Annotated in this window: 25 protein-coding genes; 9 read left to right on the forward strand and 16 right to left on the reverse strand. The window is 68.7% G+C overall.

Translation table 11 applies throughout. The features are described from left to right. Positions 1-107 precede the first annotated feature (107 nt). The 3 genes from D7D52_RS29785 to D7D52_RS29795 form a co-directional block, all read right to left on the reverse strand. Positions 108-800 (reverse strand): PadR family transcriptional regulator, encoded by a 693-nt coding sequence (locus D7D52_RS29785; protein ID WP_120741666.1) that lies wholly within the window; start codon positions 798-800, stop codon positions 108-110. A 133-nt stretch (positions 801-933) separates the two neighbouring features. Continuing rightward, positions 934-1,422 carry a carboxymuconolactone decarboxylase family protein gene (locus D7D52_RS29790; protein WP_120741668.1) on the reverse strand — a complete coding sequence of 163 codons (489 nt, stop codon included), beginning with the start codon at positions 1,420-1,422 and terminating at the stop codon, positions 934-936. After that, positions 1,419-2,510: an NAD(P)H-dependent amine dehydrogenase family protein gene (locus tag D7D52_RS29795; protein WP_120741670.1), complete on the reverse strand. Its 1,092-nt coding sequence runs from the start codon at positions 2,508-2,510 to the stop codon at positions 1,419-1,421. Before D7D52_RS29795 ends, D7D52_RS29790 begins: the two co-directional genes overlap by 4 nt. 57 nt (positions 2,511-2,567) lie before the next feature. On the opposite strand from D7D52_RS29795, the gene D7D52_RS29800 reads away from it, so the two are divergent. Then, positions 2,568-3,050, forward strand: a complete 483-nt coding sequence (locus D7D52_RS29800; protein WP_120741672.1) for a nuclear transport factor 2 family protein — start codon at positions 2,568-2,570, stop codon at positions 3,048-3,050. 54 nt (positions 3,051-3,104) lie between these two features. Here the strand turns inward: D7D52_RS29800 and D7D52_RS29805 are convergent, their stop codons facing one another. The 3 genes from D7D52_RS29805 to D7D52_RS29815 all read right to left on the reverse strand — a co-directional run bounded on the left by D7D52_RS29805 (position 3,105) and on the right by D7D52_RS29815 (position 5,700). Further along, positions 3,105-3,782 (reverse strand): NADPH-dependent F420 reductase, encoded by a 678-nt coding sequence (locus D7D52_RS29805; RefSeq protein WP_120741674.1) that lies wholly within the window; start codon positions 3,780-3,782, stop codon positions 3,105-3,107. Between the two features lie 74 nt (positions 3,783-3,856). Beyond that, the gene (locus D7D52_RS29810) at positions 3,857-4,306 is read right to left on the reverse strand and encodes a nucleoside deaminase (RefSeq protein ID WP_425464580.1); all 450 of its coding nucleotides are present in this window, start codon (positions 4,304-4,306) and stop codon (positions 3,857-3,859) included. 5 nt (positions 4,307-4,311) lie between these two features. Beyond that, positions 4,312-5,700 carry a purine-cytosine permease family protein gene (locus tag D7D52_RS29815; protein ID WP_120741676.1) on the reverse strand — a complete coding sequence of 463 codons (1,389 nt, stop codon included), beginning with the start codon at positions 5,698-5,700 and terminating at the stop codon, positions 4,312-4,314. 121 nt (positions 5,701-5,821) lie between these two features. Here D7D52_RS29815 and D7D52_RS40000 point away from each other — a divergent pair, with 121 nt between their 5' ends. Then, positions 5,822-5,947, forward strand: a complete 126-nt coding sequence (locus D7D52_RS40000; protein WP_281279135.1) for a hypothetical protein — start codon at positions 5,822-5,824, stop codon at positions 5,945-5,947. 2 nt (positions 5,948-5,949) lie between these two features. Here the strand turns inward: D7D52_RS40000 and D7D52_RS29820 are convergent, their stop codons facing one another. Both D7D52_RS29820 and D7D52_RS29825 read right to left on the reverse strand, forming a co-directional pair. Continuing rightward, a complete protein-coding gene (locus D7D52_RS29820; RefSeq protein ID WP_162958640.1) occupies positions 5,950-6,522 on the reverse strand; it encodes a methyltransferase family protein in 573 nt (190 codons plus the stop codon). A 176-nt stretch (positions 6,523-6,698) separates the two neighbouring features. Beyond that, positions 6,699-8,339, reverse strand: a complete 1,641-nt coding sequence (locus tag D7D52_RS29825; RefSeq protein ID WP_120741680.1) for a PucR family transcriptional regulator — start codon at positions 8,337-8,339, stop codon at positions 6,699-6,701. A 108-nt stretch (positions 8,340-8,447) separates the two neighbouring features. Between D7D52_RS29825 and D7D52_RS29830 the strand changes: the two genes are divergently transcribed. The 4 genes from D7D52_RS29830 to D7D52_RS29845 all read left to right on the forward strand — a co-directional run bounded on the left by D7D52_RS29830 (position 8,448) and on the right by D7D52_RS29845 (position 14,548). Next, positions 8,448-9,938: a CoA-acylating methylmalonate-semialdehyde dehydrogenase gene (locus D7D52_RS29830; protein ID WP_120741682.1), complete on the forward strand. Its 1,491-nt coding sequence runs from the start codon at positions 8,448-8,450 to the stop codon at positions 9,936-9,938. Positions 9,939-9,951: 13 nt separating this feature from the next. Further along, positions 9,952-11,319, forward strand: a complete 1,368-nt coding sequence (locus tag D7D52_RS29835; RefSeq protein ID WP_120741684.1) for an aspartate aminotransferase family protein — start codon at positions 9,952-9,954, stop codon at positions 11,317-11,319. Further along, a complete protein-coding gene (locus D7D52_RS29840) occupies positions 11,316-12,806 on the forward strand; it encodes a gamma-aminobutyraldehyde dehydrogenase (RefSeq protein WP_120741686.1) in 1,491 nt (496 codons plus the stop codon). Before D7D52_RS29835 ends, D7D52_RS29840 begins: the two co-directional genes overlap by 4 nt. Positions 12,807-13,135: 329 nt before the next feature. Continuing rightward, entirely contained in the window at positions 13,136-14,548 is a 1,413-nt protein-coding gene (locus D7D52_RS29845; protein ID WP_120741688.1) for an NAD(P)/FAD-dependent oxidoreductase, read from the forward strand. A gap of 1 nt (position 14,549) precedes the next feature. Here the strand turns inward: D7D52_RS29845 and D7D52_RS29850 are convergent, their stop codons facing one another. From D7D52_RS29850 to D7D52_RS29860, 3 genes are read right to left on the reverse strand one after another with little or no spacing between them, the layout of a single operon-like run. Continuing rightward, positions 14,550-15,677, reverse strand: coding sequence for a metallophosphoesterase (locus D7D52_RS29850; RefSeq protein WP_246023380.1), 1,128 nt, complete (start codon positions 15,675-15,677; stop codon positions 14,550-14,552). Further along, entirely contained in the window at positions 15,674-16,333 is a 660-nt protein-coding gene (locus D7D52_RS29855) for an HD domain-containing protein (RefSeq protein WP_120741690.1), read from the reverse strand. Before D7D52_RS29855 ends, D7D52_RS29850 begins: the two co-directional genes overlap by 4 nt. Before the next feature lie 41 nt (positions 16,334-16,374). Beyond that, complete coding sequence (locus D7D52_RS29860; protein ID WP_120744564.1) at positions 16,375-16,950, reverse strand: TetR/AcrR family transcriptional regulator; 576 nt, start codon at positions 16,948-16,950, stop codon at positions 16,375-16,377. Between the two features lie 66 nt (positions 16,951-17,016). Between D7D52_RS29860 and D7D52_RS29865 the strand changes: the two genes are divergently transcribed. Then, complete coding sequence (locus D7D52_RS29865) at positions 17,017-18,006, forward strand: SMP-30/gluconolactonase/LRE family protein (RefSeq protein ID WP_246023381.1); 990 nt, start codon at positions 17,017-17,019, stop codon at positions 18,004-18,006. On the opposite strand, the gene D7D52_RS29870 is transcribed toward D7D52_RS29865, so the two are convergent. From D7D52_RS29870 to D7D52_RS29880, 3 genes are all read right to left on the reverse strand, one after another. Then, positions 18,003-19,466, reverse strand: coding sequence for an MFS transporter (locus D7D52_RS29870; protein WP_120741692.1), 1,464 nt, complete (start codon positions 19,464-19,466; stop codon positions 18,003-18,005). The genes D7D52_RS29865 and D7D52_RS29870 overlap by 4 nt on opposite strands. Before the next feature lie 33 nt (positions 19,467-19,499). Beyond that, positions 19,500-20,708 carry a uroporphyrinogen-III C-methyltransferase gene (gene cobA / locus D7D52_RS29875; RefSeq protein WP_120744566.1) on the reverse strand — a complete coding sequence of 403 codons (1,209 nt, stop codon included), beginning with the start codon at positions 20,706-20,708 and terminating at the stop codon, positions 19,500-19,502. A gap of 114 nt (positions 20,709-20,822) precedes the next feature. Further along, a complete protein-coding gene (locus D7D52_RS29880) occupies positions 20,823-22,175 on the reverse strand; it encodes a DoxX family protein (protein WP_120741694.1) in 1,353 nt (450 codons plus the stop codon). A gap of 260 nt (positions 22,176-22,435) precedes the next feature. Between D7D52_RS29880 and D7D52_RS29885 the strand changes: the two genes are divergently transcribed. After that, on the forward strand, positions 22,436-23,572 hold the full coding sequence (locus D7D52_RS29885; protein WP_120741696.1) for a phosphotransferase family protein: 1,137 nt from the start codon (positions 22,436-22,438) through the stop codon (positions 23,570-23,572). 2 nt (positions 23,573-23,574) lie between these two features. After that, positions 23,575-24,687, forward strand: a complete 1,113-nt coding sequence (locus D7D52_RS29890) for an Rv3169 family protein (RefSeq protein ID WP_120741698.1) — start codon at positions 23,575-23,577, stop codon at positions 24,685-24,687. Between the two features lie 11 nt (positions 24,688-24,698). Here the strand turns inward: D7D52_RS29890 and D7D52_RS29895 are convergent, their stop codons facing one another. Then, complete coding sequence (locus D7D52_RS29895) at positions 24,699-25,055, reverse strand: hypothetical protein (RefSeq protein ID WP_162958641.1); 357 nt, start codon at positions 25,053-25,055, stop codon at positions 24,699-24,701. A gap of 452 nt (positions 25,056-25,507) precedes the next feature. Beyond that, positions 25,508-25,798 carry an HNH endonuclease signature motif containing protein gene (locus tag D7D52_RS29900; protein ID WP_120741702.1) on the reverse strand — a complete coding sequence of 97 codons (291 nt, stop codon included), beginning with the start codon at positions 25,796-25,798 and terminating at the stop codon, positions 25,508-25,510. Positions 25,799-26,020: the final 222 nt, after the last annotated feature.

The raw sequence follows: 26,020 nt of genomic DNA on the forward strand, positions 1-26,020 counted from the left end.
GCCCAAGCGATAGGCTGGGTGTGCGGTTCGAGCAGTCCGGCGGTTCGCCGTCGGTCGTTCGGATTCGGCGGCGGCTCGGGTGTTGGCGCACCCGGGCCGTCGTTGTGTCAGCCCTCAGGTGGTGTCGGCAACCCCCATTCTCGAAGAAATCCGTCCCCGACCGCCGGCGGCACCGCGCCGTCGGGGTACCGCGCCAGCAGGTCGGTCATGGCTCGCCAGCCTTCGATGCCGCCGAGCCGGCCGGCCTCGATGCGATCGGCGAGTTCGGCGGTGAAATCGCGGTCGGCCCCGAGCATGCGCATCTCGTAGTCGCCCTCGATGAGCAGGACCTCCGGCAGCCACGAGACGACCGCCTCGGTGGCTTCCCGCATCTCGCCGATCCGCTTGTCCAGCACCGCGATTCGGCGACGCAGCACGGCGACCGCCTCGTCCGGCCCGAGGGCGGGCAGAAACGACAGCGCCGCCATGAACCGCGGATACTCCTTCTCCGGCTCGGAGATCCAGGCGCGCAACCACTCTCGCATCTCGGCGACCCCGGCATCGGTGATGCGATACACCGTGCGCGCGGGCCGCCCGCCGTCCTGCTCCGCGCCGACGACCTCGATGAAACCGTGCTTCTGCAGCGATTCCACCACCGGATACAACGCGCCGTAGTTGATGCGCACGCTGCTGTCCTTGCCGCGCTGCTTGAGCGTCTGCGAGATCTGATACGGGTGCATGGGCCGCTCCCAGAGCTGTACCAGCACCGCCAGGGCCAGCGGATTCACCCGCCGGAACGCGCGCTGCGCGACCACGATCACCTCCGACTACTCTGACTAGAGTATTCAGCTACTCTGGCCAGAGTAGACCTGCCCCGGACCCCCGGACAAGGCTCGACCCCGGGACCGGAAATACTCCGGTCCCGGGGTCGAAAAAGCCGATCCCGCCGCGGATCTACTGCGCGGTGTGCCCCGGCAGCACGCACACGGCGTCGAGGCCGAGCACATGATTGAGCCGGCCGAAGGCCAGCCACGAGCCCAGGCACATCGACAGCTCCACGATCTCCGCATCCGTGTAGAGCCGTTTCATGCGCGCGAAGAACTCCTCGTCGAGCGCGTGGTGATCCAGCGCGTACACCTCGGCGTACTCCGCGGCCATGCGGGCACGCTCGTCGAGGGCCGCGCTGGTGCGCCACTGGGTCACCGCGTCGGCGAAGGACTCCTCGACCTTCTCGCCCTGGCGATCCGTGCGCCAGTCCAGGCAGAACAGGCACCCGTTGATCTGGGCGATGCGCAGCCGCGCGGCCTCGAACTCCCGCAGCCCCAACGTCGAATGCGAGTACACGGCCAGCGAGAAGTTGGAGGCGGCCACGCCGATGCCGGGCACCATCTCGCCCCACACGTAGCCGATGGGGTCCTTGCCGGCGGGAATGTCGATGATCATGGGGCCGGGTTCCTTCCGAGAGTGCCGAAGGGCAGCGGGACGTCGAGGGCGTCGTAGAGGCCCGGCTCGGCGGCGGCCAGCCAGGGGATGGCGTTCACCAATCTGCCCACGGCCGTGGCGTTGCCGCCCGCGGAGTGATTGCCGCCCTCGTCGGTGGCCTGCACGGTGACCTCGATGCGCGGGCGGCCCTCGATCAGGACGCGGTGCGCGCCCGCACCGCTGGGCGGCTGCGGCCAGTCCGGCGCGCAGCTCGCGTGAATACGGGTGACGTGTTCGATGACGATGCGCGGACTGCCGTCGACGATGCCCTGCACCTCGAAGCGCACCGCACCCTGGGTGCCCGCCTCGAACGTGCCCATGCGTTCGGTGTCGACGGTGTGGTCCAGGGCTTTTCGCTCCACCACTTCGCGAATGTCGGTGAGCGCCACGCCCAATCCGCGCGCGATGAGCCGAATCTGCCCGCCCCACACCATGGTCGGCACGGTGGGTGCGAGCATGGGCGGTTGATAGTCCATGGGCTGGCCCATGCCGACCAGGTAGCGCACGGAGTCGGGCTGATCGTAGGTGGTGTAGTCGAAGATCTCCTGGCAGCGCAGCACCTCGACGCTGCTGCCGAGACCGCTCATCAGCAGTGGCAGGATGTCGTTGCCCCAGCCGGGATCGATGCCGGAGACGAACAGCGCGCCGCCGCCGTCCTTGGCCGCCGCGGCGACGCGATCGCTCAATTCGACGGGGGCGCTGCGGTGGTCGTAGAGGGCGTACAGCGCGGGGGTGACGACGACGGCCCCGGCGCGCAGGGCGCGTTCGATATCGGCGAGGGCGGCGTCGGGACGGATGTCGCCGGAGGCGGCGTAGACCACGGCCCGGGGTCCGGCGGCCAGGGCGGCGTCGATGTCGGCGGTGGCCGCGACGCCCACCGCGGTGTCCAGTCCGGCCAATTCGCCGGCGTCCCGCCCGACCTTGGCCGGGTTGTGCACCAGGACGCCGGTCAGCTCCAGCCCGGGATGCGCCGCGACGGCCCGGATGGCGGCCCGGCCGACATTGCCCGTGCCCCAGACCAGGGTGGAGATCGATTCGGCCGCGCCCATGCACGGAACGTAGCAAATGCTTGGTAGGGAGGTGTCCGATTCGGTTACATTGCGGTGATGGATCTCGAAGCACTCGAAGCGATTCGCACACTCAAGTACCGCTACCTGCGCAGCCTCGACCTCAAACGCTGGGACGAGTTCGCCGACACCCTCTGCGCCGACATCGTCGGCTCCTACGGGTCGCCGTCCGGCGGGCTGCCCGCGCAGTTCCACGGCCGCGACGAGATCGTGGAATTCATGCGCAACGCGCTGAGCGCCAACATCATCACCGTGCACGTGGCCAACCATCCGGAGATCACCGTCGACGGCGACACCGCCACGGGCAGCTGGTGCATGGAGGACACCGTCATCGCCGCCGACTACGGGATCCTGATTCGCGGCGCCGCCTACTATCAGGACACCTACCGCCGCGAGGACGGCGTGTGGCGCATCGCCAGCACCGGCTACGAGCGCATCTACGAATCCAGCCAGTCCACCGGCGATCTGCCCGGCTACCAGCTGCTGGCCAACCGCTGGGCGCCGGACCCCTCACACCATTAGCAGGCCGGAAACCACCGCGCCCCAGCGGATCCGGCCCTCCGCACCGATCGACGCTCAGCGCTGGGCGGCTTCGACCGCCTTGCGCACCACCTCGGCCGAGGCCGGGGACGCGTCGTGTTCGAAGAACGGTTCCGCCACCGCGTACGGGGTGCCGTAGACGGGGGTGTCGGGCTGGGTGCGCCAGCTGTCGGCGAGGGTGCCGATGTCGACGGTGTCGTAGCCGAGCGCGCTGATCAGTTCCGCCGCGGCCTTTTTCGCCTCCGCGTCGTCCCCGGCGATGGGCAGGGCGGTACGGTCGGCAGCCCCCTCGGGGCGGGCCAGCACGGCCAGATGCCGGAACAGAATATTGTTGAACGCCTTCACCACTCGCGAGCGCGGCAGATGTCGTTGCAGCAGTTCGGAACTGGTGGCCACGCCCGCCGCCAGATCGGGGAACTCTCCGTCGCGGCCGGGGTAGTAGTTGTTGGTGTCGATGACCACCTTGCCGGCCAGCGGCTCCACCGGCACCTGCTGATACGCCTTCAGCGGCACGGTCACCACCACGATGTCCCCGGCGGCGGCCGCCTCGTCCGCGGTGGCGGCGCGGGCCCGCTCACCGAGTTCGGACACCAACTCCGCCAAGGTCTCCGGCCCGCGTGAGTTGCTCACCACCACATCGATCCCCGCCGCCACCGCCAGCCGCGCCAGGGTCCCGCCGATATGGCCACTCCCGATCAATCCAAGCGTCGTCATGACCGCTGGCAACACCGCGCCGGTCGCCGATGTTCCCCGCGTCCGTCAGCGCTGTTCCCGCATCCGGCGCGTGATCATTCCGCCACCCCGATGTCCTCGTTCCAGAGGTCGGGGCGCTCGGCGATGAAACGGGTCATCATGTCGACGCAGGCGGGATCGTCGAGCACGGTGACCGCGACGCCGTGCGCGGCCAGCCACTCGTGGCCGCCGGTGAAGGTGCGGGATTCGCCGACGACGACCGCGCCGATCCCGAACTGGCGTACCAGCCCGCTGCAATACCAGCACGGCGACAGCGTGGTCACCATGATGGTGTCGCGGTAGTCGCGGCGGCGACCGGCGTTGCGGAAGGCGTCGGTTTCGGCGTGCACGCTGGGATCGTCCTGCTGCACGCGGCGATTGTGGCCGCGGCCCAGCAGGTTTCCGTCGCTGTCGAACAGCGCCGCCCCGATCGGGATGCCGCCCTCCCGCAACCCGAGTTGCGCCTCCTCGTAGGCGGTGACCAGCAGATCCTGTGCGTTGATCATGCCGATCATGCTGCCACCGCCGCGCCGGAAATCCGGGAACGGTTGACCAGGAAGTAGACCGCGCCGGAGAGCAGGAATCCGGCGAAGAAGGTGATGTCGCCCAGTTGCGGCACGGACTTGGCGATGGCGCCGACGAACTTCTCCTGATTGGAGAACAGCAGCACCGACACCACCAGGCCGAGCGAAAACGCCGCCACCCCACCCCAATTGGCGTAGGCGCGATCGTAGAGCAGATGATCGACGCGCTGTCCGCGCCGCAGATACTCGTCGGCGAACACCACGCCCAGCCACGGGCCGATCCAGTAGGCGACGACCAGCAGGAAACCCTCGTAGCTGGCCGCCGCGTCGGGCAGCGCCCACCAGGCGACCAGGAAGCCGATCACCCCGAAGGCCGCCGACACCGCCGCCCGCTGGGTGCGCACCGAGAATCGGAAACCCATGGTCACGAAGGCCATGGCCCCCGAATACACGTTGAGCGCGTTGGCGGCGACCGCGCCGACGGCGATGGCCAGCAGGGTCAGATCCTTCAGCGGCGTGGCCAGGTTCGCGGTGAACACGTCGGTGGGGCTGCCCTGCGCGGTGGTGGTCACCGTCGCCGAGGCCGCGCCCACGATGGTCAGCCAGCAGCAGGACAGGAACAGTCCGGCCGAGGCGTACCCGCCGGTCGCCGCGCGCGACGCCGAGACGGGCAGGTAGCGAGAATAGTCCGCGGCGTAGGGATTCCAGCCCGCGGCGTACCCGAAGGCGGTGCCCACGGTGAGCAGGAATCCACCCATGCCGCCCACTCCCCCGGCGGGCGCGGGCGCGCCGAGCTGGGCCTTGCTGAAGATCACCACGGTGACGATGGCGAACACGATCGCCAGCAGCGGGAACGCGATGCGCTCCACCGCCTGCACCAGGTTGTGGCCGAAGAACGCGAACGCGGTCTGCGCCACCACGATCACCAGCAGCGCGGTCACCTTCGGCATGCCGGTCAGGGAGTTCAGCGCGAACGCGCCGCTGACGGAGTTGGTGGCGAACCAGCCGACCCCGCACATCACCGACATGAACGCCGCGGGCAGCGCATTGCCGCGATAGCCGAAAGCCAAGCGGCCCAGCACCATCTGCGGGACGCCGTGCAGGGGTCCGCGCGCCGAGAGCAGGTAGTGCGCGGCCGCGCCGAGCCCCGCCCCGACGGCCAGGCCCAGGCTCGCCTGCCAGAAGTTCATGCCGTAGGCGGTCACGGCCAATACACCCACGAAGACGGTGGCGAACTCCATGTTCGGAGACATCCACGTCCAGAACAGTTTTCGCGGCGTGCCGTGGCGAGCGTCCTCGGGAATGCTTTCATCGCCGCCGGGCTCGACGGCGATCACGCGATCGCCGTAGGCCGACCTGGTCTGGATCTCGGTCATGGGAGGAATTGTGCGGTCCGGAATGTTGCCTGGACATGAAATAGGGTTACCAGCAGATACCAAGAACACCCGGCGCTGACTTCGGTTCGGTCAACTCAGTGGCTACACCGACGCGCTGGCCATGACCGCCTACCGTGACGTCCCCGCCGTGGTCGAGACCCTCGCCCTGCTCACTCCCGCCACGCGCGCGGTCGTTCGCAGCGGCGAGGTCCCCTATCACAACCCGATGGGGGCCGACCCGGCCTGAGCTCAATAGAGCCCGGGGACAAGGCGTTTGGTGGTGCGACGGTAGGAGTCGTAGGGGGCGCCGAGGGTTTCGAGGAGGGTGCGTTCCTCGAGGGCGATGCGGCGCAGGAAGGCGTAGGTGGGGACGATCGTGGTGAGCAGGAGGGAAAGGTAGTTGGCGGAGGCGATGCCGAAGCCGAGGGTGACCAGCAGGACGCCGGAGTAGGAGGGGTGGCGGACCCAGTGGTAGGGACCGTTGCTGATGACCGGCTGGTCGGCGTCCACCTCGACGGTGGTGCGGAAATGGCGGCCCAGCACGGTGATCGCCCAGATGCGCAGCGCCAGGCCGAGCCACATGAGGGCGATGCCGGCGATCTGCCAGGGCACCACCGGACCCGGGAAGCGCAGGGGGCTGTCGGCGGGCAGGAAGATGCCGGTGAAGCTGGCGGCCGTCATGGCGGCAGCGACCAGCAGCATGATGGCGAGCCGGGTGCCGCCGTCGCCCGCCGTGGATCCGGTGCCGCGCAGGCGATCTCGGATCCGCAGGGCGATTTCCAAGGCCACCCACGCCCAGGTGGTGTACACGGCGATGGTCACGTCCGCCCGTCCTTTCACACGTCGTGCCCGAGTAGGTCGAGATTCCCATCCAACGGCATGCGCGCGCATCCGGGATCCACCCGGAGAACGACCACCGTCCACCCCGCGTGGTACCCGGGGACCAGGCTCGGGGTGCCGCGGTAGTCCTGGAGTCGAATTCCATTGGCCGCCAGCGGTCAGCGGGCCTGGCCGGTGGTGCGCAGGTCTCGGATGAGCAGGGCGGTGTGCAGCGAGGTGCGGGTCTCGCCGTCGTCGAGATCGACGGCGAGGATACGTTCGATGCGGGCCAGCCGGTCGTAGAGGGTGGGGCGGCTGATGCTGAGACGTTTGGCGAGTTCGGTCTTGTTGCCCGCCAGGTCCAGGAAGAGGCGGAGGGTGGCGGCGAGGTCGGTGGCGTTGCGAATGTCGTGGCGGAGCAGGGCACCGAGTTCGGTTTCGGCGAAGCGCTGCACGCCGGGTTCGTCGCGGATGAGGGCGAGCAGCCCGCGCAGGCGGATGTCGCCGCTGCGATAGAAGGGGCGGGGACGGGTGGAGGGCAGGGCCAGCGCCACTTCGGCGACGTGCGCGGCGTGGGCGAGTTCGCGGGCGGTGTCCAGCAGCGATTCGGAGGCCGCGCCCGCACCGACGACCACCCGGGTCACGCCCGGCACCCGGCGCAGTTCGGCCAGCATGGCGGTGCAGACCGCGGTGAGGGCCGTGTCGAGGTCGCCGCCGCGAGAAACGGCCAGCAGCAGGATGATTCGATTGCCGTGCTCGGGCGCGGCGAGGGCGGTCGCCTTCGCCAGGGCGATGCCGTGCGAGGCCGCGTCCAGCACGGCGGCCGTACGGCGTTGCTGCGCAACCGGATCCGACGCGCAGGCCTCCTCGAATTCGGCGGTGGACGCGACATCCACCGCCAGCGGCACATATCGGGCGCGGCGGGCCAGGCCCAGGGCCGCGGCCAGGGCGACGGCGTCGCGCTCGTCGCCGAGGCGGCCGGTGACCATATCGTCGATGAGACCCGTCTGCGCCTGCCGGTGCAGTCCGAAGCGGTCGCGCTCGATCATGCGATGCAGCGTCAAGGTCTGCGCGGCCCGCTCGAGCACCATGCGGGCGCGGGCATTCGGAGCCTCGGCGACGCCGCCGGTCGCGGGCGCCGGCCGGAGGATGAGCCGGCCCCAGGGCTGGGTGTGCGGGCCCACCGGAACGACATGCGGGTCGGTGTCGGGCAGCAGGCGCGAGACGTGCTCCCACTGCTCGAGCAACGCGGGCGTCCCGACGTGGCGGGCGGTCAGGGCCAGCACGCGGTGGGTGAGGTCCTCGAGGACGACGGAGGTGTCCAGCATCCCGGCAGCGGTCTTCACGATGTCGGCCAGCGCGGCCCGGCGCACGCTCAGCGCGGTGAAGGTCTCGTGGACGGTGCGCGCGAATTCGAGTTCGGCGTACTGGTCGGCCACGATCACCCGGTGCACCGCCTCGGTGATCTCCACGAACCGCACCACCCGGTGCAAAGCCACCAGCGGCAGCCCCAGCCGATCCGCCGTCGCCACCACCACCGGCGGCAATTCCCGCACGTACGTGCCCAATTCGACGACCAGCCCCGACACCCCGGCCGCGGCCAGGGATTCCAGATACGCGACCGTCGCCGCGTCCCCGGCCGCCAGCGCCTGCCCGGTGGTCAGGATCAACTCCCGCCCCACCAGCAGTTCGGCGACCTCCGGCAGTTCGCTCACGTGCACCCAGCGCACCGGCCGATCCAGCGAGCCGCCGCCGGCGATCTCCGGTTCCCCGGCCCGCACCACCGGCATGGCTACGACGTCGGCAACGGTCAGGTGCACCGACGAATCGTAAAACGAAGACGAGAAACGCGCACAGAATGTCGGGCGTCGACCGGCGGGTAAGGGCGCACAGTAGGGACGGACGTTCAGCGAGGGAATCGAGGAGACATGCAGACCATCGGACACTGGCTCGACGGGAAACCCTTCACCGGTTCCAGCGCCGCCACCGCGCCCGTCACCAATCCCGCCACCGGCGTGGTGACCGGACAGGTCGCCCTCGCCTCCGCCGAAGACGTGCGCACGGTCATCGACGCCGCCGTCGCCGCCTTCCCGGCGTGGCGCGACGCCTCCCTGGCGCGGCGCACCCAGGTGCTGTTCCGGTTCCGCGAGCTGCTCAACGAACGCAAGGAGGAGCTGGCCGCGCTCATCACCGCCGAGCACGGCAAGGTGATCGCCGACGCGATCGGCGAGGTGACCCGCGGCCTGGAGGTGGTGGAATTCGCTTGCGGCATACCGCATCTGCTCAAGGGCGGCTACACCGAGAACGCCTCCACCAAGGTCGACATCTTCTCGGTCCGCCAGGCGCTGGGCCCGGTGGCGATCATCTCGCCGTTCAATTTCCCGGCCATGGTGCCCATGTGGTTCTTCCCCGTCGCCCTCGCCGCCGGCAATACGGTCGTGCTCAAGCCGAGCGAGAAGGATCCCTCGCCGTCGCTGTGGCTGGCCGAACTGTGGCAGGAGGCCGGACTGCCCGACGGGGTGTTCAACGTGGTGCAGGGCGACAAGACCGCGGTGGACGAACTGCTGACCAATCCGGCGATCAAGGCGGTGTCGTTCGTCGGCTCGACCCCCATCGCCAAGTACGTCTACGAGCACGCCACCGCGGCCGGCAAGCGGGTGCAGGCGCTCGGCGGCGCGAAGAATCACATGGTGGTGCTGCCCGACGCGGACCTGGACCTGGCCGCCGACGCCGCCGTCAACGCGGGCTTCGGCTCGGCGGGCGAACGCTGCATGGCCATCAGCGCACTGGTGGCGGTGGGTGACATCGCCGACGATCTGGTGTCTCGGATCACGCAGCGCGCCAAGACGATTCGCACCGGCGACGGCACCCGCGGCGCCGATATGGGCCCGCTGGTCACCCGGGCGCATCGCGACAAGGTGGCGGACTACATTCAGGCGGGCGAATCCGCCGGTGCGACAGTCGTTCTCGACGGCCGCGCGATCGACGCCGACGGCGCGGCGGACGGATTCTGGCTCGGTCCGACCGTTCTCGACCACGTCACCCCCGACATGACCGTCTACACCGACGAGATCTTCGGCCCGGTCCTGTCGGTGGTGCGGGTGGACAGCTACGACGAGGCGATGGCGCTGATCAACGCCAACCCCTACGGCAACGGCACCGCCCTGTTCACCAACGACGGCGGCGCGGCGCGGCGCTTCCACAACGAGGTGGAGGTCGGCATGGTCGGCATCAACGTCCCGATCCCGGTGCCCATGGCCTACTACAGTTTCGGGGGCTGGAAGAACTCCCTGTTCGGCGACTCCCACGCGCACGGCACCGACGGCGTGCACTTCTTCACCCGCACCAAGGCCGTCACCACCCGCTGGCTGGACCCCAGCCACGGTGGCCTGAACCTCGGTTTCCCCCAGAACCACTGACCTAGGACACACCATGACCCTGCCCAATGGTTGGACCCCGGAGGCGGCACGCGAAAAGGCCGCTCGCGCCTATGAATTGGACCGCAAGCACATCTTCCACTCCTGGTCGGCCCAGAAGTCGCTGAACCCCATGGTGATCACCGCCGCCCAGGGCAGCTACGTGTGGGACGGCGACGGCAACCGGCTGCTGGACTTCTCCTCGCAGATGGTGAACACCAATATCGGACACCAGCATCCGAAGGTGGTGGCCGCCATCCAGCGGCAGGCGGCCACGCTGTGCACCATCGGCCCGGCCTTCGTCAACGACGCCCGCTCCGAGGCCGCCCGGCTGATCGCCGAACGCACCCCCGGCGCGCTGGATCGCGTCTTCTTCACCAATGGCGGCGCGGACGCCGTCGAGCACGCGGTACGCATGGCGCGACTGCACACCGGGCGCTCGAAAGTGCTGGCGCGCTACCGGTCCTATCACGGCGGCACCGACACCGCGGTCAACCTGACCGGCGACCCGCGCCGCTGGCCCAACGACCATGGCACCGCCGGAGTCGTGCACTTCTTCGGGCCGTTCCTGTACCGCTCGCAATTTCACGCCACCACCGAGGCCGAGGAGTCCGAGCGGGCGCTGCAGCATCTCGAGCAGACCATCGTGTTCGAGGGGCCCAGCACGATCGCGGCCATCATCCTGGAGTCGGTGCCGGGCACGGCCGGAATCATGGTGCCGCCGCCCGGTTATCTGGCCGGGGTGCGGGAACTGTGCGACCGCTACGGCATCGTGTTCATCGCCGACGAGGTGATGGCCGGATTCGGCCGCACCGGCAAATGGTTCGCCATCGAGCACGGCGGCGACGTGGTGCCGGATCTGATCACCTTCGCCAAGGGCGTGAACTCCGGATACGTGCCGCTGGGCGGGGTCGCCATCGCCCCGCACATCGCCGCCACCTTCGACGATCGGCCGTATCCGGGTGGGCTCACCTACTCCGGGCATCCGCTGGCCACCGCGGCCGCCGTCGCCACCATCACCGCGATGGCCGAGGAGGGCATCGTCGAGAACGCCGCCGAGATGGGCGAAGGCGTCCTCGGCCCGGGTCTGCGGGAATTGGCCGATCGGCACCCGTGTGTCGGCGAGGTGCGCGGCGTCGGGGTGTTCTGGGCGCTGGAACTGGTCCGCGATCGCGCCACCCGAGAACCGTTGGCCCCCTATGGCGGCAGCAGCCCCGCCATGACCGAGGCGGTCGCCGCCGCCAAGGCCGCCGGACTGCTGCTGTTCGTGAATTTCAATCGCCTGCACGTGGTTCCGCCCTGCACCATCTCCGAGGCGGAGGCCAAGGAGGGGCTCGCCATCCTCGATCACGCGCTGACCGTCGCCGACGGGCATACGGTGTGACGGTGACCGAGCCTCTGCAATACATCGGCGGCGCACGGCGTTCCGGCTCCGGTGCGCCGCTGACGATCCTGGCCCCGGCCACCGGCGCCGAGATCGCGACCGGTGCGGGTGCGAACGCCGCCGATGTCGAGACCGCGGTTGCCGCGGCCCAGGACGCCTTTCCCGGCTGGGCCGCGCACACCCCCGGCGCCCGCTCGGACCTCATGCACGAGTGGGCACGGGTGCTGCGCTCGCGCGCCGCCGAGTTCGCCGCGCTCGAAAGCCGCAACGCGGGCAAGCCGATTCGGCTCACGACCGAATTCGATGTGCCCGGCACCATCGACAACACCGCCTTCTTCGCCGGTGCCGCACGGCATCTGGAAGGCAAAGCGTCGGCCGAGTACTCCGGCGACCACACCTCCTCGATCCGCCGCGAGCCGCTGGGTGTGATCGGGTCCATCGCGCCGTGGAACTATCCGCTGCAGATGGCGGCGTGGAAGATCCTGCCCGCTGTCGCGGCCGGAAACACGGTGGTGCTCAAGCCATCCGAGCTGACCCCGCTGACCTCGCTGCTGTTCGCGGAGACCGCCGACGCGGCCGGGCTACCACCGGGCGTCGTCAATGTCCTCACCGGCACCGGCGCGGACGCCGGACAGCATCTGGTGGAACACCCTGCGGTGGCGATGGTTTCGTTCACCGGCTCCACCGCCGTCGGCCGGCAGGTGGCCGCGACCGCCGCCGGCGCGGTCAAACGCGTGCACCTCGAACTCGGCGGCAAGGCGCCGTTCGTGGTGTTCGACGACGCCGATCTCGAGGCCGCCGCCCGCGGCGCGGTCGCGGGCGCCCTGATCAACGCCGGCCAGGATTGCACCGCCGCCACCCGCGCCTATGTGCAGCGCCCGCTGTTCGAGGAATTCGTCGGCCGGGTCGCCGCGCTGATGGACCGAGTCCGGCTGGGTCCCGTCGACGACCCGGAAACCGATATGGGATCACTGATTTCGCGATCCCACCGGGACAAAGTCGCGGCCATGGTGGAACGTGCCCGCGAATCCGGAGCGAAAATCGTACGCGGCGGCCGAATTCCGGAACACGTCCCCGAATCCGGCGCCTTTTACGAGCCCACCCTGATCACCGGTGCGGCGCAGGACTCGGAGATCGTGCAGCAGGAGATATTCGGCCCGGTGCTGGTGGTCCTGCCCTTCGACACCGACGACGAGGCCCTCGCGCTGGCCAACGACACCCCCTATGGCCTGGCCGCCTCCGCGTGGTCACGGGATGTGTTCCGCACCCAGCGCGCGAGCCGCGAGATTCGCGCCGGATGCGTCTGGATCAACGACCACATTCCGATTGTCAGCGAAATGCCGCACGGCGGGTACAAGTCCTCCGGTTTCGGAAAGGACATGTCGGCCTACGCATTCGAGGAGTACACGAATATCAAGCACGTCATGTCGGATATCACCGGGGCCGCCCGCAAACTTTGGCACGAGGTGGTCTTCCGCGCCGAGTAACGGCGGCGACACGGAATTCCCGCGATTCCGGCATTCGATCCGGGTTTGGGTTATCCTCACGGCACACGTCACGTTCCGAGGTGGTTACCGTGGAAACCCGCACCGCCGGGTTGGACCCGAGGCCGCAGCACGCGGCCATGAATATCGCCGGGCAGCTGCGCATGCGCCGCCGCTGCGACGATCGCGCCGCCACCAGCTGACCCCACCCCTCACCGCCGGTCATCCGTTCACGCGGATCGACCGGCGGTTTTTTGGCTTGTCCCGAGACGGGGTCATTCATCCAGCCGCGCGGCCCGAACGCGCGGCCAGAGCGAAGGAGTTGATCGGCCATGTCGGCCAAAGGAAGCAAACTGTGGGCGTCGGCTCTCGCGGATGCGGCGCCGACGCCTTACTGGACGGACCGGCCCGAACGCCCGGCCCCCACCGACCCGCTCACCACCGCCACCACCGCGGATCTGGCCGTCATCGGCGGCGGCTACAGCGGACTGTGGACGGCGCTGCTGGCCAAGGAACGCGACCCCGGCACCGACGTGGTGCTGCTGGAATCCGGCCTGTGCGGACACGCCGCCTCGGGACGCAATGGCGGATTCTGTTCCGCCAGCCTCACCCACGGCCTGGCCAACGGGATGGAACGCTTTCCGGACGAGATCGCCGAGCTCGAACGCCTCGGCCGCGGCAACCTCGACGATATCGAGAAGGCCATCCTGCGCTACGGCATCGACTGCGATTTCGCGCGCACCGGCGAGATGGAGGTCGCCACCGCACCCCACGAGGTGGACTGGCTGCGCGAAAGCCACGATGCGGCCGAATCCCTCGGCTACCGCACCGAATTGCTGAACGCCGCCCAGGTGCGGAACCTGGTGCATTCGCCCACCTATCTGGGCGGCTGGTGGGATCGCGACGGCGTCGCCATGCTCGATCCGGCGCGGCTGGCGTGGGGATTGCGGCGCGCCTGTGTGGAATCGGGGGTGCGGATCTACGAAGGCACTCCCGTGCAACGCATTTCGAAATCCTGCGGCACGCTGACGCTGCACACCCCGCACGGTGAGGTGCGCGCGCCGCGAGTCGCGTTGTGCACCAGCGCTTTCGCCGGACCGGTGCCTAAAGTCTCCCGGCATGTGGTGCCGGTCTACGACTACGCGCTGATGACCGAACCGCTCACCGCGCGACAGCTCGACAGCATCGGCTGGCACACCCGCATGGGACTCGGGGACGCCTCCTACCGCTTCCACTACTACCGGCTGACCAGCGACAACCGAATCCTGTTCGGCGGCTACGACGCCATCTACCACTTCGGCAACCGCATCGCGCCCACCCTGGAATCCAACGAGGCCACCTTCGAAACCCTGGCCCGGCACTTCTTCCAGACCTTCCCGCAACTCGACGGGCTGCGCTTCACCCACCGCTGGGGCGGGGTCATCGACACCTGCGGGCGGTTCTGCGCCTTCTTCGGCTCGGCCTACAAGGGCAAACTCGTCTACGCCGCCGGGTACACCGGGCTCGGTGTCGGCGCGACCCGCTTCGGCGCGGAGGTCATGCTGGACCGGCTGTGGGGCCTCGACACCGAACGAACCCGCCTGCGCATGGTGCGTTCGCGGCCGCTGCCGCTGCCGCCGGAACCGTTGCGGTCCGCGGGAATTCACCTCACCCGCTGGTCGCTGGCCCGCGCCGACGCCCGGCAGGGCCGGCGCAACCTGTGGCTGAAAACCCTGGACTACACCGGTTTGGGCTTCGACAGCTGAATCAGCGGGGCGCGCGCAGGATCAGCACGGTGATCTCGCTGGGGGCGAACAGTCGCAGCTGCGGCCCCCAGAAACCGGTGCCGCGACTGGTGTACAGCTGAGTCCGCGCACCGTGCCGCGACAGTCCGGCGACCACCGGCTGATCCAGGCGGACCAGATAGCGGAACGGCCAGATCTGACCGCCGTGCGTATGCCCCGAAATCTGCAGCGCCACACCGGCGGCCACCGCATCGGTGACCTGCTTGGGCTGATGCGCTAGCAGCACCACCGGCAGCGCCGGGTCCGCCCCGGCCAGCGCGGTGCGGATATCGGGGCCGTGCCCGGGCAGCGCGGCGCCGGTGGGATCGTCGATGCCGGCGAGCACCAGGCTGTCGCCGTCGCGGGTGATGACCTGGTGTTCGTTGCGCATCGGCCGCCAGCCCAGCCCGGCCATGTGATCGATCCAGCCCGGCGCGTCACCGAAGTACTCGTGATTGCCCGTGATGTAGTAGCGGCCGTACTCGGCCTCCACCTTGCCCAGCGGATCGACCTGCGCCTTCCGCTTGGCCACCGAGCCGTCCGCGAGATCGCCCGCGTGACAGGCGATATCGGGACGCTGGGCATTGACCGTCTCGACCACCCGCTCCGACCAGCGCAGCCGATCGGTCGCGGCGAAATGGGTGTCGGTGACCACCACCAGGCGCAGTCCGTCCACACCGGCTCCGAGCCCGGGGATCTCCACCTCGACCGTGCGCACCCGCGGCAGCCGCCGCGCCTCGTAGATCGCCCACGCGGTCAACGCCGCCGACACCGCCAGCACCCCGAGCGCCACACCGCGCGAGCGCGCCGGATCGTCCACGCCCGCCACCGCGAGCACGCCCCGCAGCACCGCGCCGATCGCCGACCAGGTGAACAGCACCCACATCACGCCCAGCAGCGTGTCGCCCACCAGCGACGCCGCATCCGACTGCCGCGGGCCGTGCCCGAGCAACATGCTCGCCGGCAAGGTGAGGTAGCCGAGCACGAATACGGCTGTGCCGCACCAGAACCAGGGGCCCGACAGTGCGGTGTAGACCAGCAGCCACCACGGCAGGGCGAACAGGAGCGCGGGGATCGCGAGCAACATGACCGCGCGCGGAACGTACTTCACGAGAGATCATCCTCCGAAACGATCGAGTGATCGCCGGTGAGGGCAGCGATCTCGGCCGCCAGATTGGCGCGCGCGGCGGCCTCGTAGCGCGCCCGGGCCGTCGGCGTGCGGAACAGCTCGGGCTGCTCGGCCAGCGCGCTGAGCACCGCGGCCCGGCCCTTGCGGAACAATTCGTCGGGAACCTGCGCGTATTCGGCGCGCACGGCCGCGGCGTAGGCGAAGTAGGCGGATTCATCGGCGGCGAGGATCGCCAGATCGGCATCGCAGAGCACCGCGCCATTGCGATCGTCCGGCTCCGGGTGATGGCCGCCGGTCAGGCGCACCAGCCGCGCCGTCTCGGCGACCGTCGCGGCCTCGACTCCCAGTGCGGGCAAGGTGGTTTCGGCCAGGCGGGCGCTGGCCTCCTCGTTGTCCACGCCGTCCACGTCGTAGACGGCATCGTGGAAGAAGGCGGCGTAGCGAACCGCGTCCAGATCCTCGGCGTCGGCGGCCAGATCGTCGATCACCGCCAGCATGGCCGCCAGATGCTCGACGGTGTGATAGCGGCGATGCGGTTCGCTGTAGCGGCGCACCAGATCCTCCCCCACCGAACGCGCCGCCGGCCCGGCCAAGGCCGTCCAGCGCTCGAGCAGATCCGCGTGCAGGCTGTTCCCCATCGGGGCAGTCTGACCGAACTTCGGCGCGGAGAAAACCCTTTTCACGCCGTACCGAGTGTGAGATATCGCTGAATCGTGGGACCGACGTCGGCGACGATCTGCTCGTGAGTGAGCGCCACCACCGGCGGCAGCCGCAACACGTAGCGGCACAGGGCGAGTCCGAGAATCTGCGCGGCGATCAACCCGGCGCGGTGCGGGGCGTCCGACGGATCACCGAAACGCAGCACCGCGGGCATGAGCTGCTGGGCGAAGATGCGCTGTGTGCGTTCGACCACCATCTCGTCGGTCAGCGACGACCGGATGAGGGTGAGCAGGATGTCGCTGGTCGGCTGCTGCTCCCACAGCTCGAGGAAGCGGCGCGCGATCAGCGCGCCCAGCGAATCCGGCGCCGCGGCAGCCAGATCCGGCAGTTCCAGATCGACATCCAGTGCGGCGTCGAACAATCCGTCCTTGTTGCCGTAGTAGCGCATCACCATGGACGGGTCGATGTCCGCGTCGGCGGCGATGGCGCGGATGGTCGCCTTGCGGTAGCCGTCCTGGGCGAAGCGGCGGCGGGCGGCCGCGAGAATGGCGGCGCGGGTGGCGTCCGAGCGCCGGGGAGTCGTCTCCACATTCATGCCCACGAGTGTAGGCCAACAGTTGTTGACGGCCCAAGCGGATCGGCGGACGGGTTGAATGGACGCATGTCGATGCAGCCCCACCGCTGGACGCCTCCCACCGCGACCCCGCGCGCCCGCCAATCCCAGAGCCAACCGCCGATGCCGCCGCTGACCCGGCTCGAAGTGCCCGGCGCGGGACCGGAGGACGTCGTGGTCGCGGCCGACGGGCGGGTCGTCGCGGGCCTCGCCGACGGGTCGCTGGTGGCCGTCGATCCCGGCACCGGCACGGTCGAGACCATCGGGCACACCGGCGGCCGCCCGCTCGGGCTGCACGCGGAATCCGATGGCGCCCTGCTGATCTGCGATGCCGACCGCGGGCTGCTGCGCCTGGACAAGCCGGGCGGGCAGCTCGAGGTCCTGGTGTCCGAGGTCGACGGGCAGCCGTTGAACTTCACCAGCAATGTGGTCGCCGACGGGGACACCGTCTACTTCTCCGAATCGACCCGGCGCTGGAAACTCCACGAGTACATGGGCGACATGCTCGAACACTCCGAAACCGGGCGACTGCTGCGCCGCAATCCGGACGGCAGCGTCGAAACCCTGGTCGACGGGCTGAAATTCGCCAACGGCATCGTGCTGGCGCCCGATCGCTCCTGTGTGCTGGTCGCCGAGACCGGCGGCTACCGCATCACCCGCTACTGGCTCAGCGGCCCTCGGGCGGGCACCCATGATCGCTTCGTCGAGAACCTGCCCGCTTTTCCCGACAATATGGGGCTCGGCAGCGACGGGCTGATCTGGGTGGCGCTGGTGTCGTTGCGAAATCCGTTGCTGGACACGCTGCTTCCGCTGCCCGGCGTACTGCGGCGGCTGGTATGGGCGATTCCCGAACGGCTGCAACCGAAGCCGGCGCGCACGGTGTGGGTGCAGGCGTTCGACTTCGACGGGCGGCTGGTGCACGACCTGCAGCGCGAGGGCAGCGATTACGCCATGGTGACCGGCGTCGCCGAACAGGACGGGGTGATCTACCTGGGCAGCCTCAGCGAATCGGCGATCGGCGTCACCCGCGTGCCCTAGCTCTTCTGCGCTTCGTCCTGCGCGTGCTGCGCCTGGGCCAGCTGCTGTGGGGTGTACCGCAACGTCAACGCCAGCAGCCCCATGACCGCCGTGCCCAGCGCGCACACCAGCAGGACGAAGGTGTAGCCGTGGCCCAGCGCGTCGATCTGGTGCTGCGCCATCTCGCTCACCTTGCCGGTCGCGCTCTTGTCCAGCGACAGCGTGCGCGACAACGCGACCGGGCTCAGCACGCCGACCGCGAACGGCGTGCCCATGTTCATGAACATCTGCCCGACCGCCGACAGCGGGCCGATATGGGCCATGTCGACGCCGACCAGCACGCACAGCGGCAGGATCACGATGGCGGTGCCGATGCAGAAGCCGACGATCGACATCATGACCAGCAGCGTCGGGAAGTAGTCGGCCGAACTGTCCAGCGTGGAACCGAAATACAGCGCACCCGACAGCACCGCCGCGGCCGCCAGCAACAGCCAGCGCGCCTTCACGTACATGCACGCCTTGGACGCCACCGCGGTACCGACACCCGCGCCCAGGGTGAACGGGATGCTGGCCAGACCAGCCTGCAAGGGGCTGTAGCGCAGCACGTTCTGCAGGAACTGGGCGACGAAGAAGGTGGTCGCGCCGAGCACGCCGGAGGCCAGGAAGATGGCGGCGAAGGTCATCACGCGATCGCGGCTGTCGAACAGCGACCACGGCAGCAGCGGATTGTCGACATTGCGTTCGGCCAGCACGAACACGATCAGCAGCACGAACCCGCCGATCAGGGTGCCGAGGATGACCGGTGAGCCCCAACCCATTTCGGGGCCCTCGGTGGCGCCGAACACGATCGACACGCAGGCCAGGGTGCCCAGGATCGCGCCGCGCACATCCATCGACATGCGGTGGTGAGCGGTGTCGCGCAACTGGTAGACCGCGCCCCACACGATGAGCAGGCCGATCGGCACATTGATCCAGAAGATCCAGCGCCAATCCACCTGGGTCAGCGCGCCGCCGATGACCAGACCGCCGACCGAGCCGACGCCGACCATGGATCCGAAGATGGCGACCGCCTGGTTGCGGGCCGGGCCGGGCGCGTAGGTGGAAGCCACCAGCGCGAACGCGGTCGGCGCGGCAATGGCCGCACCGGTGCCCTGCAGGGCGCGGGCCGCGATCAGCCACGCCTCGTTCTGCGCGGTGCCGCAGAATGCCGAGGCGATGGTGAACAGCGCGACACCGAGGATCAGCATTCGCTTGCGGCCGAACGAGTCGCCCAGGCGCCCGCCCAGCAGCATCAGGCCCGCGAACGGGAGACCGTAGGCGGTCACCGTCCAGGCGCTGCCCGCGCTCGAGAGTCCGAGCTGCTCTTGTAGTCGCGGTAGCGCCAGAATCATGACGGTGCCGTCGAGTACGACCATCAGCTGCAGCCCGCTGAGGACGAGAATGGCGAGCCCGAACGCCCGCTTGGTCACCGGATACTGCATCGTCGCAGCGGGATTATCGAGCACCCGGCCACTCTAGTGGATGAGGTGATCGGGTGCGCCCGCCGTGAACCCCGCCGTCGGGCCGATCACGACGATCGCGGGCGGGCGGATGTTCTCGGCGCGCACGCGTTCGGCGATGGTGGCCAGATCCGCGCGCAGGACGCGCTGGGTGCGCAGGCTGCCCTCCTGGATCACGGTGGCGGGGGTGTCGGCGGCGCGGCCGCCGGCCAGCAGTGCGTCGGCGAACTTCTCGATGCGTTCGACGGCCATCAGCAGCACGATGGTGCCGCGCAGCTGAGCGAGGGCGGGCCAATCGACCAGCGAATCCGGATGATCCGGGGCCACATGGCCGCTGACCACCACGAACTCGTGCGTCACACCCCGATGCGTGACCGGGATCCCGGCCAGCGCCGGCACCGAGATGGCGCTGGTGACACCGGGAACCACCGTCACCGGGATCCCAGCGTCCACGCACGCCTCGAGTTCCTCGTAGCCGCGGCCGAAAACGTAATTGTCGCCACCCTTGAGCCGGACCACGAACTTGCCGGCTTTCGCGCCCTCGATGAGAGTGGCGTTGATGTGCTCCTGCGCCATGGCCCGGCCGTAGGGGATCTTGGCCGCGTCCACGACTTCGACGTCCGGGCCCAGTTCAGCCAGCAGTTCCGGCGGCGCGAGGCGATCGGCGACAACGAGATTCGCGCGGGCCAGCAGGCGACGACCGCGCACGGTGATGAGATCCGGGTCGCCGGGGCCGCCGCCGACCAGTGCCACCCCGGGCACCACGGGAGCCGAATCATCGGTCACCACACCGGATTGCAGCGCTTCCAGCAGCGCGTTGCGCACCGCGGCGGAGCGGCGATGCACGCCGCCGGCGAGGACGCCGAGGGTCATGCCGTCGTAGCGGGCGGTCGCGGGGGTGACGGCGGTGCCGAGGCGCGCGGTGTCGGCGCGCACGCAGAACACCCGGCGGCGGGTGGCCTCGGCGACCACGGCCGCGTTGGTCTCCGGTTCGTCGGTGCAGGCCATGACATACCAGGCGCCCTCGAGATCGCCGTCGGCGTAGGCGCGCAGTTCGACGGTGAGCTGCCCGGAGGTCGCCATCCCCTCGACCGCGGGGGTCACCTCGCGGCTGATCACGTGCACGTCCGCGCCGGAGGCGATGAGCAGCCCGAGCCGCCGCTGCGCCACCGTGCCGCCGCCGACCACGACCACGCGACGGCCGTTCAGATCGAGGCCGACCAGGTAGTTCGGGTCACCGGACGGGGCTTGCGAATCCGGAACCGGCTGGTCATCGGGGGTGGCTGAGGCGTTCTGCACAAGGATTGAGCCTACGGCGTGCCGACGAGCTGGGTGACATCACTCCCCCATGACCTTGCCGAAGTTCGCGTCCTCCTGGATCAGATGCATGCCCCGGCCGGCGCGCAGCGGGAGTTGGCCGAGGTCGAGTTGATCGAGGGCGATGGTGACGGCGTGGCCGTCGAGATGGCCGTCGAGGATCAGGCGGTGGGGAGCGGGGCGGTCGTAGGTGAAATCGGCCAGATCCGTGTCGGAGGCCATCGCGCGCAACACCATTCGATGTGTGCCGGTGTCGATTTGGGCGCCTACCTGCTGCAGCTCGTCGTCCATGTGCTGGACGACCGCCATCTGCGGCTGATCGAAAACCAGTCGCCGCCAGCGGCTCTCATCGGTCAGCAGCGGTGGCACGGGCTGGCCGTCGCGGGTGAACTCGGTGACCTGCCAGATGCCGTACAGCTCGGATTTGGCGGCGCCGCGGCCGTATTGGTGCCAGCCGTCCCATTGCTGCCAGACGTCGCCCGTCGAGATCCACAGTGCCAGCAGCACCTGCGCGGCCGCGGCGATGCGGGCGGCGCGGCGGCTACGGAAGGGTTGCGGGGTGGCGGCGGGGCCGGCGGCGCGCCCGGTGAGCAGTGCGGTCAGGCGCGGTAGCTCGGGGATCAGCAGCACCAGGGACAGCAGCATGAGGTGGAACGACAGCAGTTTCACCGGCACGTCGAAGGTCATGTTCAGGACCCAGACCTGCGTCATGCTCACCAGGCTCAGCAGGACACCCGCCAGCTGGGCGCGCGGCAGCAGCAACAGCAGACCGCCCAGCACTTCGGCGGTGCCGAGCAGGCTCTGGTAGACCGGCGAGACGCCGACCTGGGTCCACAGCACTCCCATCGGCGCGAAATCACCGAACGGCGTCAGCAGGGTGGTGAGCGCGGGATCGGGCATCTGCGTCGGAATCGCCTTGGCGAAGCCGTAACCCAGCATCTGCCCGGCCAGGCACAGCCGGATGAACAGCAGGAACCACGCGGCCAGGCGGCGATAGTCGGTGCGGGCGCGGTCGAGCGCCGTCCACACCAGGGTGCCGAGCACCGCGATCACCAGGATGCAGAACACCAGCGCCCACAGGATGGCCTGATCGCCGCTGCCCGAGTCGTGCAGGACGAGATCGGTCCCGAAAACGGTGTGGCCCACCCATTTCACCAGCGGCGTCGACAGGTCGAGCCAGTAGCGGAACCAATCCTCGGGCAGCCAGCGGGCCGCCGGGCCGAGGAACGCGAACAGCGGCTGCGGATAGAAGACGCAGAACAGCCCGAAGTACAGGAATCCGAAGCGGAAGGCGAGTCGACCGAAGGGACTCCAGGCCGGTCGGGATGCGGTGTCACCGGCCTCCCGATCGAGGGTCGTATCGATTGTCAGCACGTTTCGACGGTAGGCATCGGGGGCCTCGGCATGCTTCCGGTAAGACCCTGAGCCGACCCGGAATATGCCTGATAGGAACTACTTCTGGAGGCGTACGTGTCAGCACGAACGACCCTGAGCGACCAACCCGCATCCCGGTGACCGGTACTGGCGAAACAGGTCTCCCCGATCCCCTTACGGCGGGATTTGGAACGCGTTACATTTCACCCAGCGCGCCGGGCTTACCACATGCCCCGCGATACCCGTGCAGGGAGGACCTCATGACTTCGGCCAATGCCGATCCCAACCAGCGGATGGAACTCACCGTCTCCGACCAGAACCTCGACGAACTCGCGGACGAACTCGCGCAGTGGCTCGGCACCAAGGTCGAAGCCGAGGAGCCGCCGCGGGTCACCTCGATCACCCGGCCGCAGGCGGGCGGCATGTCGAGCACCACGCTGCTGTTCGATGCCGAGTGGACCGAGCACGGGCAGGCGGCCGGCGGGTCCTTCGTGGCTCGGCTGGCGCCGGACCGCGACTCCTTCCCGGTGTTCGAGAAGTACGATCTGGCAACGCAATACGCGGTGATGGCGGGTGTCGCCGAGGCCACCGATCTGCCGGTGCCGCCGCTGTGCTGGCTCGAGAACGGCTCCGACAATGTGCTGGGCGCACCGTTCTTCGTGATGCGACGCGTCGATGGCCGTGTGCCCGAGGACAATCCGCCGTACGTGTTCGTCGGCTGGCTGCACGATGCGAGCGCGGAGGACCGCTACCGGGTCACCCGGCATACCGTCGACATCATCGCCAAGGTGCATTCCATTCCGGATCCGCAGGTGCGGTTTCCGATGTTCGCGGGCGAGGGTTCGGCGCTGCGCCGGCATTTCCAGGCGCAGCAGGATTGGTACGACTGGGCGCTGGCGAATGACGGCTACCGGATTCCGTTGCTGGAGCGCGCCTTCGAGTGGCTGGAACAGAACTTCCCCACCGACACCGGACCCGATGTGCTCAGCTGGGGTGACGCCCGGCCCGGCAATGTCATGTTCGACGGGTTCGATCCGGTCGCGGTGCTGGACTGGGAGATGGCCGCGCTCGGACCGCGTGAGCTCGATATCGCCTGGACCATCTTCATCCACCGGTTCTTCCAGGACATCGCCACCCGCTTCGATCAGCCGGGCCTGGCCGATTACATGCGCCGCGCCGATGTGGAGAAGCTGTACCAGGATGCCAGCGGGCACGCGCCGCGCGATATGGACTGGTACCTCATGTACGCCGCGTTGCGGCACGGGATCGTGATGGCCCGCGTCCGGCGGCGAATGATCCACTTCGGTGAGGCGACCGACACCGATGACCGCGACGACTACGTGATGCACCGGCCGGTACTGGAAGCCATGCTCGACGGCACCTACTCGTGGGATTGAGAATGACGCAGAACAAGATCAACGCACTCGACGAATACCCGATCCACCAGACGCCGCTGTCGATGTCGCGGGTCGGGACCAGCGATCGAAACTTCTACGACCGCAACTACTTCAACGCCCTCGACAGGGGCAGCGACACCTTTCTGGTGACCGGTTTCGGCGTGTACCCGAATCTGGGGGTCACCGACGCCTTCGCCACCGTGCGCCGGGGTGACACCCAGCGGGCGGTGCGCTTCTCCGACGCGCTGGTGGAGCGGGGGCTGGAAGCCCGGGTCGGCGGCTACCGCATCGAGGTGGTGGAGCCGCTGCAGAAGATCCGCGTGCTGTGCGAGCACGACGACCTGTCCTTCGACCTCACCTGGGAGGGCGCCTTCCCTGCGGTGGCCGAGCAGCCGCACACCATTCTCACCGGGGTGCAGCGGCCCATCATCGACGCGCAGCGTTTCGCGCAGGTCGGAACCTGGTCGGGCACACTGCATGCCGACGGCAGCGATATCGCGGTCGAGCCGTCCGCGTGGTGCGGCACCCGGGACCGGTCGTGGGGCATCCGACCGGTCGGCGAATCCGATCATCCCGGGCGGCTGGCCTCCGAACCGTCCGAAGGCTTCTGGTGGCTGTACGTGCCGCTGCTCTTCGACGAGTTCTCGATCATCGTCATCGTGCAGGAGGAGCCCAACGGCTTCCGCACCCTCAACGACGCCACCCGCATCTGGAAAGACGGCCGGATCGAGCAACTCGGTTGGCCGCGTGTGCATTTGACCTACAAATCCGGCACCCGCATCCCCACCAAGGTCCGGCTGGACCTGACCACCGGCGAAGGCAAACCGCTCGAACTCGAGGTCGAGGCGGGCACCTTCATGGCGCTCAACGTCGGCTGCGGTTACGGCGGCGACCCGGACTGGCAGCACGGCCAGTGGAAGGGCCGGGAATGGGTGGAGAGCAAGCTCTACGACCTCACCGACCCGGGCATCGCCGGCCGTATCCCATTCGGCGTCATCGACCACGTCGGCAGGGCGCGGTGCGGAGACGCCGAGGGCTGGGGGCTGTTCGAGCACGGAAGCATGGGGCGACACGATCCAACCGGGTTCGCCGACTGGGGTTCGGTCGCGCCCTGACGTTCCGCCCCTCAGGGCCACCAATAGTTGGCCACCAGGTAGAGGCTCAGGATTACCCCGGGAATGAAGAGCACCGCCCCGACGAACATCCCCCACATGGGAGATCGACGCTGGTGGAGGGCCGCTCGCGCTGTCGCCCAGGACGCGGTTCCCGAAAGGAACCACGTGTAGAGCGGCAGCGGCCCGAAGAGCATCAGGATCACCGGAGAGCAAGGGTGGTGCCAGCTACAGAAGGCCGGCACCCCCTCCATATCGCTGATGATCAGGAAAGACAGGAAGCCTGTCAGGCAGAACCCGATGACACCCCAAAAACGCCACCAGAGAAGGTAGGTGCGCCAGCGGTCCGGGGTGAGAGTCGGGTCTGCCACAAGACAAAAGATAAAGACAAAACCCTCAGACACAAAAGACAAAAGAAGAAAAGATAAAAGACGGCCTGGAGGAGGGAGAGAGGGTGGCCGAGCTTGCGAGGCCCCCTCACCCACCAGCCGCCACCGGGAACAGCTCGCCCCTCCCAGCACACTCACCCACCAACCTCACTCACCTACCAGCACACTCGCCCACCGGCCGTGAATCTGTCTCTGTGGAATTGTCAAAGAACCTGCAGCGCTTGCGCTTTGGGGGAAGTCCTCGGGTGTGAGGGGCTTCGCGGGACGCAGTTGGTGGGGTTGTCTCGAGTAGGTGATGCGTGCAGTCCGTGGGCCGGAATCGGCTGGCTGCGGCTCTCGACTGGGCGTCAGCCCCGGTCCGGCAGGGCAGGCGACGCGCCCACACTGTTCTGTTTGCTTTGCGTACGCCCGGGGTGGAACAGCGGCCCCGGGGTTCATGCGGCCTGTGGACCCCACTGGTGGCAGCGTGCGGCGATGCTAGTGGCGACCCGCTGCCCGGCGTGATGTTTCTCGTTCACCCGAGGCGTACGCGACGGGTCGACCGCTGCTGGCGCGATCCAGCCGACCCGCCCGCGATGCGGGGAATCCTTACCCATCATCACCGTGGTCCACCCGTATTCGCTGTCGTTGACCATCGCGTGGTGGTGATCGCACACCAATGCCAGGTTGTCGAGGTCGGTGGGCCCGCCTTTGGCCCAATCGACGACGTGGTGGGCAGCGCACATCGCCGCTGGTGCGTCGCAGTCTTATGAAGATGTGTTCTTGGTCGAACATCCTTTTACCAGGACTCTGCGCTCTTACATTGCCCAGCAACCACTTTCAGCGAGTCCACCGGTCACCCAGCACGCCCAGCCGCTACCCGGAAAGGCTCACTGGTTGACTTGGCGCTTTCTTTCCAGTGGGTTATCGAGCGGATATCGTGTGGCAAGAATGCTTCGATTGGGTTT

The organism is Nocardia yunnanensis (assembly GCF_003626895.1).
Lineage (GTDB): Bacteria > Actinomycetota > Actinomycetes > Mycobacteriales > Mycobacteriaceae > Nocardia > Nocardia yunnanensis.